The 16,576-nt window shown below is 68.3% G+C and carries 12 protein-coding genes; 4 read left to right on the top strand and 8 right to left on the bottom strand.

Annotation, left to right across the window (positions count from 1 at the left end; genetic code table 11):
* Positions 1 to 41: 41 nt before the first annotated feature.
* The 8 genes from OF819_RS10920 to OF819_RS10885 form a co-directional block, all read right to left on the bottom strand.
* Positions 42 to 1,184, bottom strand: coding sequence for an N-acetylmuramoyl-L-alanine amidase (locus tag OF819_RS10920; RefSeq protein WP_267243221.1), 1,143 nt, complete (start codon positions 1,182 to 1,184; stop codon positions 42 to 44).
* Between the two features lie 209 nt (positions 1,185 to 1,393).
* A complete protein-coding gene (locus OF819_RS10915) occupies positions 1,394 to 2,509 on the bottom strand; it encodes an ABC transporter ATP-binding protein (protein WP_267243220.1) in 1,116 nt (371 codons plus the stop codon).
* Positions 2,502 to 3,560, bottom strand: a complete 1,059-nt coding sequence (locus OF819_RS10910; protein ID WP_267243219.1) for an ABC transporter ATP-binding protein — start codon at positions 3,558 to 3,560, stop codon at positions 2,502 to 2,504. The genes OF819_RS10915 and OF819_RS10910 overlap by 8 nt, the downstream gene beginning before the upstream one ends.
* An 11-nt stretch (positions 3,561 to 3,571) precedes the next feature.
* Positions 3,572 to 4,531 carry an ABC transporter permease gene (locus OF819_RS10905; protein WP_267243218.1) on the bottom strand — a complete coding sequence of 320 codons (960 nt, stop codon included), beginning with the start codon at positions 4,529 to 4,531 and terminating at the stop codon, positions 3,572 to 3,574.
* The gene (locus OF819_RS10900; RefSeq protein WP_267243217.1) at positions 4,524 to 5,453 is read right to left on the bottom strand and encodes an ABC transporter permease; all 930 of its coding nucleotides are present in this window, start codon (positions 5,451 to 5,453) and stop codon (positions 4,524 to 4,526) included. Before OF819_RS10900 ends, OF819_RS10905 begins: the two co-directional genes overlap by 8 nt.
* Before the next feature lie 134 nt (positions 5,454 to 5,587).
* On the bottom strand, positions 5,588 to 7,204 hold the full coding sequence (locus OF819_RS10895; protein ID WP_267243216.1) for a peptide ABC transporter substrate-binding protein: 1,617 nt from the start codon (positions 7,202 to 7,204) through the stop codon (positions 5,588 to 5,590).
* Between the two features lie 441 nt (positions 7,205 to 7,645).
* Positions 7,646 to 9,553, bottom strand: coding sequence for a translational GTPase TypA (gene typA / locus OF819_RS10890; RefSeq protein ID WP_267243215.1), 1,908 nt, complete (start codon positions 9,551 to 9,553; stop codon positions 7,646 to 7,648).
* Positions 9,554 to 9,935: 382 nt separating this feature from the next.
* The gene (locus OF819_RS10885) at positions 9,936 to 12,308 is read right to left on the bottom strand and encodes an ABC transporter family substrate-binding protein (RefSeq protein ID WP_267243214.1); all 2,373 of its coding nucleotides are present in this window, start codon (positions 12,306 to 12,308) and stop codon (positions 9,936 to 9,938) included.
* 322 nt (positions 12,309 to 12,630) lie between these two features.
* Here OF819_RS10885 and OF819_RS10880 point away from each other — a divergent pair, with 322 nt between their 5' ends.
* The 4 genes from OF819_RS10880 (at position 12,631) to OF819_RS10865 (ending at position 16,558) form a co-directional block, all read left to right on the top strand.
* Positions 12,631 to 12,873 carry a hypothetical protein gene (locus tag OF819_RS10880; RefSeq protein ID WP_267243213.1) on the top strand — a complete coding sequence of 81 codons (243 nt, stop codon included), beginning with the start codon at positions 12,631 to 12,633 and terminating at the stop codon, positions 12,871 to 12,873.
* Between the two features lie 108 nt (positions 12,874 to 12,981).
* The gene (locus OF819_RS10875; RefSeq protein ID WP_267243212.1) at positions 12,982 to 13,818 is read left to right on the top strand and encodes a hypothetical protein; all 837 of its coding nucleotides are present in this window, start codon (positions 12,982 to 12,984) and stop codon (positions 13,816 to 13,818) included.
* Positions 13,818 to 15,788, top strand: a complete 1,971-nt coding sequence (locus OF819_RS10870) for a fumarate reductase/succinate dehydrogenase flavoprotein subunit (protein ID WP_267243211.1) — start codon at positions 13,818 to 13,820, stop codon at positions 15,786 to 15,788. The genes OF819_RS10875 and OF819_RS10870 overlap by 1 nt, the downstream gene beginning before the upstream one ends.
* Entirely contained in the window at positions 15,785 to 16,558 is a 774-nt protein-coding gene (locus OF819_RS10865) for a succinate dehydrogenase/fumarate reductase iron-sulfur subunit (RefSeq protein ID WP_267243210.1), read from the top strand. Before OF819_RS10870 ends, OF819_RS10865 begins: the two co-directional genes overlap by 4 nt.
* The last annotated feature ends 18 nt before the right edge of the window (positions 16,559 to 16,576 follow it).

Genomic DNA, 16,576 nt, shown 5'->3' with positions numbered 1-16,576 from the left:
CCCCTCACATCCCACGCCCCGCGTGGGACGGGGTGGGACGGTCAGGCGACCAGCCGACTCCACGTCCGGGCGTCCGCGGCGCCATCCGCGGGAAGGCCCTTCCCGCGCTGGAAGGACGACAGCGCGGCCCGCGTCGCGGGGCCGAACAGGCCGTCCACCGCGATGGAGTGACCGCGGGAGACCAGCTGGCTCTGCGCCGCCCTCACCACGTCGCCCGAGTCCCCGCTGCCCACCGGCATGATCAGCTGGTTCCAGGTCTGCCGCCCGGCGATGCCGTCGACCGACGCGCGCTTGAGCCGCTGGAAGTCCCGTACGGCCGTCTCGGTGCGCGGCCCGAAGGCGCCGTCGGGCGTGATCGACGCGCCGTGGTGCACCAGCAGGTGCTGCAGGGTCTTCGCCCGCTCCCCGGAGTCCCCCGAACGCAGCAGCGGCCAGACCGGCGCGGCCGGATCGCCGCCGATCGCCGCGGCGACGTCGGCGCGCAGCTGCGGCAGCAGGGCGTAGAGGCGGTCGCCGGGGCAGGAGGTCTGGTTGAAGTCGCGGTGGCCGTAGATCTGGTAGGCGCGCAGCCCGTACTGGCGGCAGATGTGGGTGCACAGCTGCACCAGCGCGGTGTACTGGGCGGTGCGCGGCTCCACGGAGCTGTAGGTGCCCTCGGTCTCGATCCCGATGGCGACCGTGTTCTGGCCGGTGCTGTGGGAGGACTCCACCTGCCTGCTCCCGTCCCGGAGCGCGGCTGCGCTGCGGTGCCGGCCCTCCAGGATGTGCGCGCCCCGGCTGACGGTGAAGTGCTGGCCGGTGTCGATCCAGCCGTTGGCGTCCATGTGGTGGTTCTGCACCGAGCGGGCGAAGGCGTAGGAGTGGGCCCTGGAGTAGTCGGTGCTGTTCGCGGTTGCCGTGTGATGCACGATGATCTTGTGCGGGCCGGATGGGAGCAGCTTCACGGGCTTGCTGGGCGGCCGGGCGCCCCACACCGCGCAGCCGGAGATGGCCGGCCCGGCCGCATGCGCCTGTCCGGCGGCGGCGAACGGCAGGACGGCCGTCGCGCCCAGTGCGAGCGCGCCGCCGAGCAGCGCGCGCCGGGCCGGCTGCGCCGGGAGGTCCGCGTGGTCCGGGTGAGCAGCGCGGTCCGGGTGAGCCGCGTGGTGCGCGTGGCCCGGGGAGGGCGGATCGATCTGCGTCATCGTCAGTTCCTTCCGAAGGCACGGGGCTTGGGACGAGCCCTCGCCCAAGCCTCCAGGAGAACCGGGGCCTTCAGCAGCCGTCCCACGGCCCGGTGTGCCGATCCGGGACAACGTGGGACGGGGTGACGCCGCAACACGAAGGCGCCCGGAACCCCTGGGGATTCCGGGCGCCTTCGGTGATCGGCCTGCGGTGATCGGCCTGCGGCTGCTCAGGCGGCGTGGACGACGTCCTTGTCTTCGGCGAAGTGGCACGCCGACTCATGCGCCGCCGGGGAGTCCGAGCCCTGGAAGCGCTCGGGGATCGCCAGCAGCGGCACCTCTTCGGCGCACTTGTCCTGCGCCTTCCAGCAGCGGGTGCGGAAGCGGCAGCCGGAGGGCGGGTTGGCCGGCGACGGAACATCACCGGTAAGGATGATCCGCTCACGGCCTTCGCGGGCCTCCGGGTCCGGCACCGGGACCGCGGAGAGCAGCGCCTGGGTGTACGGGTGGGTGGGGTGGTCGTAGATCTCGGCGTCGGAGCCGATCTCGGCCATCTTGCCCAGGTACATCACTCCGACGCGGTCGGAGATATGCCGCACGATCGACAGGTCGTGGGCGATGAAGACATACGACAGGTCGAACTCGTCCTGCAGCTTCTCCATCAGATTGATGACCTGCGCCTGCACGCTGACGTCGAGCGCGGAGACCGGCTCGTCGCAGATGATGATCTCGGGGTTGAGGGCGAGCCCGCGGGCGATGCCGATGCGCTGGCGCTGGCCGCCGGAGAACTGGTGCGGATAGCGGTTGATGTACTCCGGGTTCAGACCGACGACATCCAGCAGCTCCTGGACCCGACGCCGCCGGTCGCCCTTGGGAGCCACCTCCGGATGGATGTCGAACGGCTCCCCGATGATGTCGCCCACCGTCATCCGCGGATTCAGCGACGTATACGGATCCTGGAACACCATCTGGATATTGCGGCGCACCGCCTTCAGCGCACGCCCCGACAGCCTGGTGATGTCCTCGCCCTTGTAGAAGACCTCGCCGGAGGTGGCGGTCTCCAGCGTCATCAGCAGCTTGGCGACGGTGGACTTGCCGCAGCCGGACTCGCCGACGATGCCGAGGGTCTCGCCCTTGTAGAGGTCGAAGGAGACGCCGTCGACGGCCTTGACCGCGCCGATCTGCCGCTTGAAGAGGATGCCCTGGGTCAGCGGGAAGTGCTTGACCAGATTGCGCACCTGGAGGATGGGCTCACCGCGCTGTGCCGGGGCGCCTGCGGCCCCGGTCTGCTCGGCGGTCGCGTCGACGGCCTCTGACTGGGCCTCGTCCTTCTTCAGCTCAGCCATGGATCGTCTCCTTCCAGAAGTGGCACGCGCTTCCGCGGCCGGGCAGCTCACTGCCGTCCTGCTCGGTCACCGGCGCCAGCGCCGGGATCTCGGTACGGCAGAGGTCGTCGGCCTTGGGGCAGCGCGGGTTGAACGCGCAGCCGGTGGGGATGCGCGTCAGGTTGGGCGGCAGGCCCTTGATCGCGTACAGCTCCTGGCCCTTCTGGTCCAGACGCGGGATCGAGTCGAGCAGACCGCGGGTGTAGGGGTGGGCCGGACGCTTGTACAGCTCGTGGACGGGGGCGGTCTCCACGATCCGTCCCGCGTACATCACCGCGATCTTGTCGGCAACATCCGCGACCACACCCAGATCATGGGTGATCAGAATCAGCCCCATGTTGTACTCGCGCTGCAACTCCGCGAGCAGATCCATCACCTGCGCCTGCACGGTCACATCCAGAGCGGTGGTCGGCTCATCCGCGATGATCAGATCCGGCTCCAGAGCCAGCGCCATCGCGATCATGATGCGCTGGCGCATACCGCCCGAGAACTGGTGCGGGTAGTCGTTGACCCGGGCCTTGGCGGCCGGGATCTTCACCCGCTCCATCAGCTCGATGGCCTTGGCCTTGGCGTCCTTCTTGGACAGGCCCTGGTGCACCCGGAACATCTCGCCGAGCTGATAGCCGACGGAGAGCACGGGGTTGAGGGAGGACAGCGCGTCCTGGAAGATCATCGCGATCTTCCGGCCGCGGAGCCGCCGCCGCTCGTCCGAGGACATGGTGAGCATGTCCTCGCCGCGGAAGAGGATCTCGCCCTTGGGGATGCGTCCGGGCGGCATGTCCAGGATGCCCATGATCGCCTGCGCGGTGACGGACTTGCCGGAGCCGGACTCGCCGAGCACGGCGAGCGTCTCCCCCGCGTCCACGGTGTAGTTCACGCCGTTGACGGCCTTGGCCACGCCGTCACGGGTGTGGAACTCCACATGCAGATCGCGGACTTCCAGCAGCGGATGGCCGTTCTCGCCCGCGCCGCGCGGGGCGGGCACCTCGGCGGCCTTGTCGATGATGGTCATGTACGCCTCCCTCAGCGCAGCTTGGGGTCGAGGGCGTTGCGTACAGCATCGCCGAACATGAGGAACGAGAGCACCGTGATCGAGACCATCACCGACGGGATGATCAGGACGTAGGGCGCGTTGCGCAGCTGCTCCCGGCCGGTGGACACATCGCCGCCCCACGAGACCGTGGGCTCGGCCAGGCCGACGCCGAGGAACGACAGCGTGGCCTCGGCCGCGATATAGCCGCCCAGCGCGATGGTCGCGACCACGATGATGGGGGCGAGGGAGTTGGGCAGGATGTGCCGCAGCAGGATGCGCGAGGTCGACGCGCCCAGCGCCTTGGCCGCCATGACATAGTCGGCCTGCTTGACGGTGATCACCGAACCGCGTGCGACACGGGCGATCTGAGTCCAGCCCAGGAACGACAGGGCCATGATCACGACCCAGACCGTGCGCTCCTCGAAGGTCGTGAGGACGACCAGGGCGCCGAGCAGGAAGGGGATGCCGAAGAACACGTCCGTGATCCGCGACAGCAGGCTGTCCAGCCAGCCGCCGAAGTAGCCGGCGAGCATGCCGATCAGCGTGCCGAGCACGGTGACCGCGATGGTGACGCCGACGCCCACCATGATCGAGGCGCGGGCTCCGTAGAGCACGCGTGCGTAGATCGACCGGCCCTGCCCGTCGTATCCGAGCCAGTCAGGCGCGAAGAAGTGCGTCCAGTTCGGCGGCTGGAGGTAGTGGTTGGCCAGATCCGCGTCCCGCGGCGAGGCGCTGGTGAACAGCCCCGGCGCCACGGAGATCAGCAGCAGCAGCAGGATCAGCACGGCGGAGCCCAGGAAGAGCGGATTGCGGCGCAGGTCGTGCCAGGCATCCGACCAGAGGCTGCGGGCCTTCGCGGGCTCCGGGCCTGCTTCCGCGGTCTGGGCGAGGGCCGGAACATCTGCCTTCAGGGTCGTGTCAGCAGTCTTCTCAGCGGTCTTCTCAGGCATACCGGATCCTCGGGTCCAGGACCGCGTAAAGCAGGTCGACGAGCAGGCTGGTGGCGAGGTACACCAGAACGATCAGAGAGGCGATGCCGACGACCGTCGCGCCCTCACGGCGGAACAGGGCCTCGTAGATGGCATTGCCGACACCCTGGACGTTGAAGATGCCTTCGGTGACGATCGCCCCCGTCATGAGGTTGCCGATGTCGGTGCCGAGGAAGGTGACCACCGGAATCAGGGAGTTGCGCATCAGATGGATGCCGACGATGCGGCGGCGCGGCAGACCCTTGGCGACCGCGGTGCGCATGTAGTCGGCGCGGAGGTTCTCCGCCATCGAGGTGCGGGTCAGCCGGGCCACGTACGCCAGGGACAGTGAGCCCAGGACGATGGCTGGGAGCAGCAGCTCGCCGAAGTTCGTGGAGTCTGTCACGTTCGGCTCGGTGATCCCGAGCTTGAACGCGAACAGATACTGCATCAGGAAGCCCAGCACGAACGAGGGCATGGAGATCAGGATCAGCGTCAGCGTCAGCAGCCCGCGGTCCTGGAGCGTGTCCGGGCGCAGACCGGCGATGACGCCGAGGCCGATGCCGACGAGCACCGTGAACACGAACGCGAAGAGCGTCAGCCGGATCGTGACCGGGAAGGCGGCGGAGATGATGTCCGCGACCGGCCTCTTGCTGACGATCTCGGTGCCGAAGTCACCCTGGAACAAGCCGCTGATGTAGTTGAAGTACTGCTGCCAGAGTGGCAGATCGAGCCCGAGATCCTTTCTGATGCTGGCGACGACGGAGGGGTCGTGCGCCTGGTCGCCCATGAGCGCTCTGACGGGATCGCCGGGCAGGGCGTACATCATGAGAAAGATCAGCAAGGTTGACCCGAGGAAAACCGGGATCATCTGGAGCAGTCGTCGTGCGACGTAGCGCCCCATGGGTGCCTCCGTGAGGGGTTACTGCAGCTGTGGGGCCCGCCCAAGAGCCGAAAGGCGGGCCCCACAACCTCCCGCCGCCGCCGAAGAGGCGGCGGCGGGGTTCGGCCGAGTGGGGATGAGGCCCGTAGGCTCGCTTACTTGACGGTGACCGAGTACAGCTCGATCTCGCCGTGGAAGTCGACCTTCACATTGGCGACGTCCTTGCCGTGACCGGCGTTGATGCGGTAGTACCACAGCGGGATGGCCGGCATCTTCTCGGCGAGCTTCTTCTCGACCTCCTGGTAGGCCGCCACCGACTCCTCCAGGGAGTTGGCGTTGTCACCCTTGGCCATCAGCTCGTCGATCTCCTTGTCGGAGAAACGACCGCTGTTCGACTCGGCCTTGGAGTGGTAGAGCTCCTTGAGGAAGTTCACATTGACCGGGTAGTCGGCGACCCAGCCGCCCCGGTACATGCCCTTGACCTGGTTGTTGTCACGGGCCTCGAGGTCCGTCGGGAAGTCGGGCTTCGGGTCGCCCACGCAGTCCACGCCGGTCGCGTTGCGGATGGACTCACAGACGGCCGTGATCCACTCCTTGTGGCCGCCGTCGCTGTTGTACTGGATGGTGAACTTGTTCCCGGGAACGCCGCCACCCTCCTGGATGAGCTGCTTGGCCTTCGCGGGGTTGTACTCGGTGATGCCCTCGAGCTCCTGGAAGCCCTTGACCTGCGGCGGGGTGAAGCCCTTCGCCGGGGTGCGGGTGTTGTTCAGGACGGTCTTGGTGATCGTGTCACGGTCGATCGCCATGGACAGACCCTGGAGGACCTTGGGGTCGATGTCCTTGAAGCTCTTGGAGTAGAAGGCCGGGACCAGCGACTGGACGCCGGCGAAGGCCTCCTCGATCGCACCCTCGCCGAGGTCCTGCTTGTACTTGGGCAGGTCCGTCGGGCCGACTGCGCGGACGATGTCCAGGTTGCCGGAGACCAGGTCCTTGTACGCCGCCTCGACCGTAGTGTAGTTGCGGAAGAGCAGACCCTTGTTCTGCGCCTTGTTCGGCCCCTTGTAGTCGGCGTAAGCCTTCAGCTGGACGGACTTCTTGCGGTCCCAGCTCTCGAACTGGTAGGGGCCGTTGCCGACCGGCTTCGTGCCGAACGCCTTCGGGTCGTCGTAGAAGACCTTGGGCAGGGGGGCGAAGGTGGAGTAGCCGAGCTTGTAGTTGAAGTACGGAACCTTCGTCTTCAGCTCGATGGTGAAGGTGTGGTCGTCCACCTGCTTCAGGCCGGACATGGCCTCGGCCTTGGGGTCACCCTCCTCGGGGTGCACCTCGTCGTAGCCCACGATGTCCGAGAACCAGTAGGCGTTCTTCTGGTTGTTCTTCTTGTTGGCGTACCAGTTCCAGGCGTCGATGTACGACTTGGCCGTCACCGCCTCGCCGTTGTGGAACTTCCAGTCCTTCTTCAGCTTGACGGTCCACAGCTTGGAGTCCGCAGTCTCCACGGACTCCGCGTTGGTGAGGACGATCTCACCCTTGCCGTCGAAGGTCAGCAGCTGGGTGAAGAGCGCGCGGATCGCGTAGCCGCCGTTGGCCTCGTTCGTGTCTGCCGGGATCAGCGGGTTCTGCGGCTCACCGACGTCGATCGAGACATAGCCCGCGGGCTTGTTGCCGTCGCCCTTGTCCTTGCTGTCGCCGCTGTCGCCGCTGCCACAGGCAGTGGCCGACATCGCCACGATGATCGCACCCGCGACCCACTTGGCGCTCTTGGCACCGCGCATGGGTTCCTCCTCAAGAGTCCACTTGTCACTACAAGATGGGCATTCGAAGCCGCGCCGACACCCCTGACGGCGCTGAATCTCATGTCCCGAGTGTGCTCGTGAGTCGGCGCTCCCCACAGCGCGTGACCCATTGACCCGAGCTCAATGGAGCCAACTATTAAGTACGTCCGGGCCGTAAACCACACTTAAAGGGTCTCGTTTTGACAACATCGCCAGGGTTCCGAAGCCCGAAATCCGGACAAAGCGAGCACAGACAGACACGTGCGAAACGGACCGTTAACACATGTTCCGGAGAGCAACGCTCGATTTTCGGACACCTGGGTCAGCCCGGGTCAGGGAAACCAGTTGACGAAGGCCCGGCTCCCCGCAGCGTGTGCGGGGAGCCGGGCCTTCGGTCGCCGGTTCCGGCCGGATCGGGCCGGAACCGGCGAGATCAGCCGGTCAGCTGTGCTTGGCGCGGGACGCGGCACGGGCGCGCTCGCGGGCGTCCAGGTTCACCTTGCGGATGCGCACGGCCTCCGGGGTGACCTCGACACACTCGTCGTCGCGGCAGAACTCCAGCGACTGCTCCAGTGAGAGCTTGCGCGGCGGAACGATCGATTCCGTCACATCGGCCGTGGAGGAGCGCATGTTGGTGAGCTTCTTCTCCTTGGTGATGTTGACGTCCATGTCGTCGGAGCGGGAGTTCTCACCGACGATCATGCCCTCGTACACCTCGGTGCCCGGCTCCACGAAGAGCACGCCGCGCTCCTGGAGATTCGTCATCGCAAAGGCGGTGACCGCGCCCGACCGGTCGGCGACCAGGGAGCCGTTGTTGCGGGTGGTGAGCGTGCCGAACCAGGGCTCGTGGCCCTCGTGGATGGAGTGGGCGATGCCCGTGCCGCGGGTGTTGGTCAGGAACTCCGTACGGAAGCCGATCAGACCGCGGGAGGGGACGACGAACTCCATGCGGACCCAGCCGGAGCCGTGGTTGGACATATTGTCCATGCGGCCCTTGCGGGTGCCCATGAGCTGGGTGACGGCGCCCATGTGCTCCTCGGGCACATCGATCGTCATCCGCTCGACCGGCTCATGGAGCTTGCCGTCGATCTCCCGGGTGACCACCTGCGGCTTGCCGACGGTCAGCTCGTAGCCTTCCCGGCGCATGGTCTCGACGAGGATGGCCAGGGCCAGCTCGCCGCGGCCCTGGACCTCCCAGGCGTCCGGACGGTCGGTGTCCAGCACGCGCAGCGAGACATTGCCGATCAGCTCGCGGTCGAGACGGTCCTTCACCTGGCGGGCGGTGACCTTGCGGTCCTTGACCACGGCCTTGTTGTCCGCGCCCTTGCCGGTTCCGCCGCGGCCGACCAGCGGCGAGGTGTTGGTGCCGATGGTCATGGAGATCGCGGGCTCGTCGACCGTGATCAGCGGCAGTGCGACCGGGTTCTCCGGGTCGGCCAGCGTCTCACCGATCATGATGTCCGGGATGCCGGCGACGGCGCAGATGTCGCCCGGACCGGCCTTCTCGGCGGGCTTGCGGGTCAGCGCCTCCGTCATCATCAGCTCGGTGATGCGGACGTTCTGAACCGACCCGTCACGCTTCATCCACGCGACGGTCTGGCCCTTCTTCAGCTCGCCCTGCTGCACGCGCAGCAGCGCGATGCGGCCGAGGAAGTTGTCGGCGTCCAGGTTGGTGACATGGGCCTGGAGCGGGGCCTCGCCGTCGTACGTCGGGGCGGGGATGTGCTCCAGGATCGTCGAGAAGAACGGCTCCAGGTTCTCGGAGTCGGCCGGGACCGTGCCGTCGTCCGGCTTGCTCAGCGAGGCGACGCCGTCACGGCCGCAGGCGTAGACGATCGGGAACTCGATCTGGTCCTCGTCCGCGTCCAGGTCCAGGAAGAGGTCATAGGTCTCGTTGACGACCTCGTCGATCCGGGCGTCCGGGCGGTCGGTCTTGTTGATGCAGAGGATGACCGGCATCCGCTGCTGGAGCGCCTTGCGGAGCACAAAGCGGGTCTGCGGCAGCGGGCCCTCGGAGGCGTCCACGAGCAGCACGACGCCGTCGACCATCGACAGTCCGCGCTCGACCTCGCCGCCGAAGTCGGCGTGGCCGGGGGTGTCGATGATGTTGATCGTGATCGGGTCCCCGCCGTCCTTGGGGTGGTACTTCACCGCCGTGTTCTTGGCGAGGATCGTGATGCCCTTCTCACGCTCCAGGTCGTTCGAGTCCATGACCCGGTCGTCGACGGAGTCGAGCTGGTGGGCGGCGAAGGCGCCCGCTTGCTTCAGCATGGCGTCGACGATGGTCGTCTTGCCGTGGTCGACGTGGGCGACGATGGCGACGTTGCGGATGTCGTGGCGCGTGGGCATGAGTGGCTGGCGCTTCTCTCGATCGTGGGATCAGGCGTCTGACGGTCATATGCTCGTCCGCCCGCCGGGCGGACACGCCACGGCTCGTCCCATGGTACGGGGCCGGGGAGCAAAGGGCTTCCCGGCCTGGTGGAGGGCCTGATTCCGGATGTTGGGGCAGCGCTGGGGCTGGGCTGCCACGGGTGGAGAGACGATGGGTGAGCTGAGAGCAAGCCTGGGTCAAGGGGCCAGAGCGCAGCTTGCCCGCCCCGGTGCGGGCGGGCAAGCGACTTGAGCGAGTTCTGAGGTTCCTCTGAGGTTTGGTTCGGGCTTCGTCCGGAATCCGCTCTACTACTTGTCTGACCTGCTGCTTCTTGCCGGCTTGCTGCTCCTTGCCGGTCTGCTATTTCTTGTCGGCCTGCTTCTCTTCGCTGATCTGCTTCGCCGCGGTCTTGGTGAAGCCGATGTCCTGGTAGCGGGGCGTCGCAAAGCCGAACGCTCCGGCGTTCGCCACCTTCGGCTTCGCCGCCACCAGCTCGGGCCGCTGATAGAGCGGGATCGAACCGGCCGCGGCCCAGATCCTGGCATCCGCCCGGCGCACCAGGTCCCGGGCGGCGTCCTCGTCCAGCTCCGCGGCTGCCTGGGCGAAGAGCTGGTCGATGTAGTCGGTGCCCACGCGGGTGTAGTTCTGCTCCACCAGCAGCGAGCCGTCGGCCGCGGGCTGCGGCTTGGCGTAGATCGGCCGGGCGTCGGTCGCCGGGTAGGGGGTCGCGGGCCAGGAGTACAGGGCGAGGTCATAGTCGCCGGAGGCGATGTGGTCCTTGAAGTAGCCGTCGTCGGACACCTTGGAGATCTCGGTCTGGATGCCGATGCGGTCGAGCATCCGGGCGATCTTCTCGCCGACGGCGCGCAGCGACTCGGAGCCGGGGCCCGTGGGGAGGACGAAGCGGAGGCTCAGCGGCTTGCCGTCCTTGCCGAGCGGGCCGCCCGCATGGGCGGAGGGCTTCTCGGACGGGGCCGGTGCGGGGGCGGCGGTGCCGAGCGGGGCGTAAGCGCCGGCGACGCCGCTCGTCTGCGGCCCTCGCTCGCCGTCGGAGCCGGCAAGGCCGAGGGAGAGCGCCTGGCGCTGGAGGGCCAGGCCCTGGAGGGCGGCGCCGGGGGCGGGCACGAGGAAGCGCGTGGCGTCGGTGTCCGCACGGAGGGCGAGGTCGCCGGGCTTGTCGTCCCCGACGATGTAGAGCCCCTCGTCGGACGCCTTGTCGTCGCCGTCCTTCTTCTCTCCCTCCGCCTCGTTCTTCTTCGCGTCCTCCTTCTTGCCCTCGCTCCCCTCCTCCTTCTCCTCCTTCTCCCCTTCGCCGTCCTTCTCCTTGTCCTTCTTCTGGTCCTCGGCCTCATTGCCCGCCTTGGCAGGGGCGTCCTTCTTGACGGCTCCGCCCGGCGTCCAGCCCGCGTCCGCCAGCAGCGCCTGCGCCTCCTGGGTGTCCTGGCCGCCCAGCGCCTCGCTGTTGTCGGCGTACACGCGCTGACCCGCGAGCGCCAGATGGCTGCCGACCGGCTCCGCGGGCAGGCCCAGCGGGGTCAGCACGGTTTCGGCCAGTTCCCTGCGGTCCAGGGCGCGGGCCACGGCGCGGCGCACCCGGGCGTCGGCGAGCGGACCCGACTCTCCGTTCAGCGCGAGCTGGGTGAAGACGGGCTCCAGGGACTTGCGGACCTCGAAGCCACGCAGCGACTTCTGCTCGGCCGCGTACTTCTCGATGGCCGCGGCGGTCTGCTCGCGCGCCTGCCGGGCGGCCTCCGCCTTCTCCTCGTTCGAGCCGTTGGCCAGCGCCCAGGACATCAGGGCGGAGGAGGCGGTCAGCTCCGCGGCCGGGCCATGTCCGAGCGGCGCTCCCGCCTTGGAGCCGTCCGCCGCGTCACGGGCCGCGAGGACGATCCGGTCAGCCGTCTTCCGGTCGACTTCCGCGAGGTCGACGCGGCCTTCGGCCAGCGCCTCCGCGCGTTTGTCCCGCGGCACCTCGGTGAGCACCAGCTTTTCCAGCTTGGCCTGCTCGCCCCACCACCGCGGATTGCGGACCAGGGTGATCGCGCCCGCCTTGCGGTCGATCTCCTTGAGCTGGAAGGGGCCGGCCATGGCCTTGAGCTTGCCGCGCGCGCCGTCGTTGAAGGCGCTGGGCTTCCCGGTGACGTCCTTGGGGTAGAGAGGGGTGAACAGAGAGCGCCAGTCGGCGTAGGGCTTGGCGAAGGTCACCCTCACCTCTAGGTCGTTCGCACCGCGTTCGATCTTCTCGATCCGCTCATAGCCGGCGTTGCGCGCGGTCCAGTACGCGGTGTCCTTCCCGTTCAGCGCGCGCCACTGGGCGACGAAGTCCGCGGCCCCGATTTCCCGGCCGTCGCTCCATACGGCCTGCTGGTTGAGCTTGTAGAGCACGACCTGCTTCGGCTCGCGCTCCACGATCTCGGCGGATTCCAGGTAGTCGGGGTTGCGCTGCGGCCGGCCGCGCTCGTCGAGCGTGAAGAGCGCGGGCAGCACCGCCTGGGCGATCCGGGTGGTGGTGGCGTCCGCGTCGGCCTGGAAGGTGTTGAGCGTGGCGGGTGTGGAGTCCACGGCCCAGCGCAGAGTTCCCCCGTCCGCGATCAGATGCCGCGCCACGGGCGCGATGTCCTGGGGGGCGGCCGGCGCACCACCGCCCGCTTCGTCCGCGCTGCAGCCGGTCAGACCGGGCAGGGCGAGCACCCCGCTGGTGAGCAGCGCCAGGGAACGGAGCGTCCGGGACATGATCTGTACCTCTTCGTCCGGGTATGCGGAATTTCGCGATGATCACACCGATTCCCATCCACTGAAATGGACAAAGGGCGCGCGGATGCGACGACACGGCGATTTCCGCCGCAAGGCCACCCATGCGGCGCAACGGCAAAGAGGGTCAAACCGCTATTCAAGGGGAGAAAATAGGGGGAGCGAGAATCAGACCACAAGGGGCGCGCCAGCAGCGCGTGCGCCTGGATGACCCGTACGTCCCCTTCACAAGCGGGGATGTGACGCGCGACACTCGCAGGCGCATGAGCGATGCCACCGCACCCTGCAGAAGTGAGGACACAACATGTCCCAGCAGGAAGAACTGACGGAAATGCGACTGCGGGTCGACGATCTGATGCGCCGGGTCGGCCAGCTGGAGCGGACCGTCGACCAGCTCCGCGGCGTCGGCACGGCCACGCCCGCCGCCCGGCCCACGACGGCCGAGCAGCGCCAGATGGTCACCGTCCCGGACACCCCGTACAACGAAGCCCTGTGGAAGGACACGGACGACGAGGGCCTGGGCATGCGGGACCGGCACGCTCCCTGACCGGCCCCGCCGTGTCCGCCGCCCCTCGTTCCGGCCCGTCCGGACGCGGGGCGGCCGGGCGACGGCGGAGCTGACATCCCCGACCCCACACTCCATCCGGAGTCTTCGTTGGCCACAGGTACCGAACCACCACAAATCCATACGGGCGCACGCGACACGGGCGTGCACGATCCCTCGCGAGCCGCCATCGGCCCCCGCCATCTGCGGACGGACCGATGGTGGCTCGCGCCCGCTCTGACCGCGGCGGGGCTGCTCGCCTTTGTCGTCTACTCGACCTGGCGGGCGTTCGCCAACGCCGACTACTACGCGGCGCCGTATGTCTCGCCCTTCTACTCCCCCTGCCTCGCCGAGAACTGCGTTCCCATGAAGGCGGGCCCCAACTGGGAGATCTTCGGCAGCTGGTGGGGCCTCTCCCCCGCACTGCTGATCCTGGTCTTCCCCCTCGGCTTCCGGCTGACCTGCTACTACTACCGCAAGGCGTACTACCGGGGCTTCTGGGCCTCGCCGCCGGCCTGCGCGGTGGCCGAGCCGCACAAGAAGTACACCGGGGAGACCCGCTTCCCGCTGATCCTGCAGAACATCCACCGGTACTTCTTCTACGCGGCGCTCCCGGTCGCCGTGATCCTCACCTATGACACGGTGCTCGCCTTCCGCGACGAGGACTACGCCTGGGGCCATATGGGCCTGGGCACCCTGGTCTTCCTGGTCAACATCGTGCTGATCTGGGCGTACACCCTGTCCTGCCACTCCTGCCGGCACATCATCGGCGGCCGGCTGCGGCACTTCTCCAAGCACCCGGTGCGCTACCGGATGTGGGGCTGGGTCGGCCGGCTGAATGAGCGTCATATGCTGCTGGCCTGGTCCTCGTTGATCAGTGTGGCGCTCGCCGACTTCTACGTCTATCTGCTCGCCACCGGCGCCTTCGACGATCCGAGGTTCTTCTGATGACTCAGCACGAACGACAGCAGTGGGACGTCGTCGTGGTGGGCGCGGGCGGAGCCGGGCTGCGCGCCGCCATCGAGGCGCGCGAGCAGGGCGCCCGTACCGCTGTGATCTGCAAGTCGCTCTTCGGCAAGGCCCATACGGTGATGGCCGAGGGCGGCATCGCCGCCTCCATGGGCAATGTGAACGAGGGCGACAACTGGCAGGTCCACTTCCGCGACACCATGCGCGGCGGCAAGTTCCTCAACCAGTGGCGGATGGCCGAGCTGCACGCCCGTGAAGCGCCCGAGCGGGTGTGGGAGCTGGAGACCTGGGGCGCGCTCTTCGACCGCACCGCCGACGGCCGGATCTCCCAGCGCAACTTCGGCGGCCATGAGTATCCGCGCCTCGCCCATGTCGGCGACCGGACCGGCCTGGAGCTGATCCGCACCCTCCAGCAGAAGATCGTCTCCCTCCAGCAGGAGGACTTCAAGGAGACCGGCGACTACGAGGCACGGCTGAAGGTCTTCCAGGAGTGCACGGTCACCCGCGTCCTCAAGGACGACTCCGGCCGGGTCTCCGGGACCTTCTGCTACGAGCGCGAGTCCGGCCGCTTCTTCGTCCTTCAGGCCCCCGCCGTGGTGCTGGCGACCGGCGGAATCGGCAAGTCCTTCAAAGTGACCTCCAACTCCTGGGAGTACACCGGCGACGGGCACGCCCTGGCGCTGCTCGCCGGGGCGCCGCTGCTGAACATGGAGTTCGTGCAGTTCCATCCCACCGGGATGGTCTGGCCGCCGTCGGTGAAGGGCATCCTCGTCACCGAATCGGTGCGCGGCGACGGCGGGGTGCTGCGCAACTCCGAGGGCAAGCGGTTCATGTTCGACTACATCCCGGACGTCTTCAAGGAGAAGTACGCCCAGTCCGAGGAGGAGGGCGACCGCTGGTACGAGGACCCGGACAACAACCGGCGTCCGCCCGAGCTGCTGCCGCGCGACGAGGTGGCGCGCGCCATCAACGCCGAGGTGAAGGCGGGCCGCGGCTCCCCGCACGGCGGGGTCTTCCTGGACGTCTCCACCCGGATGCCGGCGGAGGTCATCCGGCGGCGGCTGCCGTCGATGTACCACCAGTTCAAGGAACTGGCGGACGTCGACATCACGGCGGAAGCCATGGAGGTCGGCCCGACCTGCCACTATGTGATGGGCGGGGTCGCGGTCGACTCCGACACCGCGGCCGCCGTCGGGGTGCCCGGCCTCTTCGCGGCGGGCGAGGTGGCCGGCGGAATGCACGGCTCCAACCGTCTCGGCGGGAACTCGCTGTCCGATCTGCTGGTCTTCGGCCGCAGGGCCGGGCTGTACGCCGCCGAGTACGCGGCCGACGCCGTCGGGCCCGCCGGAGGCAGCCGCCCGGAACCGGCGGAAGCCCAGGTGGAGGCGGCCGCGGCGGAGGCGCTGCGGCCCTTCGGGGCCATGGAACCGGCCGGCGGCGGCCCTGAAGCTCCGGCAGCGGCGGCATCGCCGGAGAACCCGTACACGCTCCACCAGGAGCTCCAGCAGACCATGAACGACCTGGTCGGCATCATCCGGCGCGAGGGCGAGATGCGGCAGGCGCTGGAGAAGCTCAGCGAGCTGCGCGTACGGGCCAGGCGCGCCCTGGTCGAAGGCCACCGCCAGTTCAACCCGGGCTGGCACCTCGCCCTCGACCTGCGGAACATGCTGCTGGTCAGCGAATGCGTCGCCCGCTCCGCGCTGGAGCGCACCGAGAGCCGCGGCGGGCACACCCGGGAGGACTGCCCGGGCATGGAGCGCTCCTGGCGGCGGATCAATCTGCTGTGCCGGCTGTCCGACCCCACGGGCTCCGTCGCCGCGACCGATCCGGCACGCCGCCAGATCGACCTCGAACGCAGCGACGCCGAGCCCATCCGCCCCGACCTGCTCGCCCTCTTCGACAAGGAGGAGCTGGTCAAGTACCTCGCCGAAGAGGAGCTGTACGCATGAGCACCTACGAGGCCCGGTTCCGGGTCTGGCGGGGCGACCAGGACGGCGGGGAGCTGGCGGATTTCTCCGTCGAGGTCCACGACGGCGAGGTCGTCCTCGACATCATCCACCGGCTGCAGGCCACCCAGGCCCCGGATCTCGCGGTGCGCTGGAACTGCAAGGCGGGCAAGTGCGGCTCGTGCAGCGCGGAGATCAACGGGCGGCCGCGGCTGATGTGCATGACCCGGATGTCGGTCTTCTCCCCGGAGGAGACGATCACGGTGACGCCGCTGCGCGCCTTCCCCGTGCAGCGCGACCTGGTGACGGATGTGTCCTTCAACTACGAACAGGCCCGTCAGGTGCCGTCGTTCGTGCCGCCGCCGGGTCTGGCGGCCGGCGAGTACCGCATGCAGCAGATGGATGTGGACCGCTCGCAGGAGTTCCGCAAGTGCATCGAGTGCTTCCTGTGCCAGGACACCTGTCATGTGGTCCGCGACCACGAGGAGAACAAGACGGCGTTCGCCGGGCCGCGCTTTCTGATGCGGGTGGCGGAGCTGGACATGCATCCCCTGGACGCGGCGGCGGAGGCCGGTCTGGACCGCAAGGCCGCGGCCCAGGAGGAGCACGGTCTCGGGTACTGCAACATCACCAAATGCTGTACGGAGGTGTGCCCCGAGAACATCAAGATCACGGACAATGCGCTGATCCCGCTGAAGGAACGGGCCGTGGACCGCAAGTACGACCCACTGGTCTGGCTCGGCAGCAAGATCCGCAGGCGCACCGGGTCATAGGCCGCCATCGTCCCGGGT

The organism is Streptomyces sp. PR69 (genome assembly GCF_026420845.1).
Taxonomy (GTDB): Bacteria; Actinomycetota; Actinomycetes; order Streptomycetales; family Streptomycetaceae; genus Streptomyces.
This window is presented reverse-complemented; position numbering and strand designations above follow the sequence as displayed.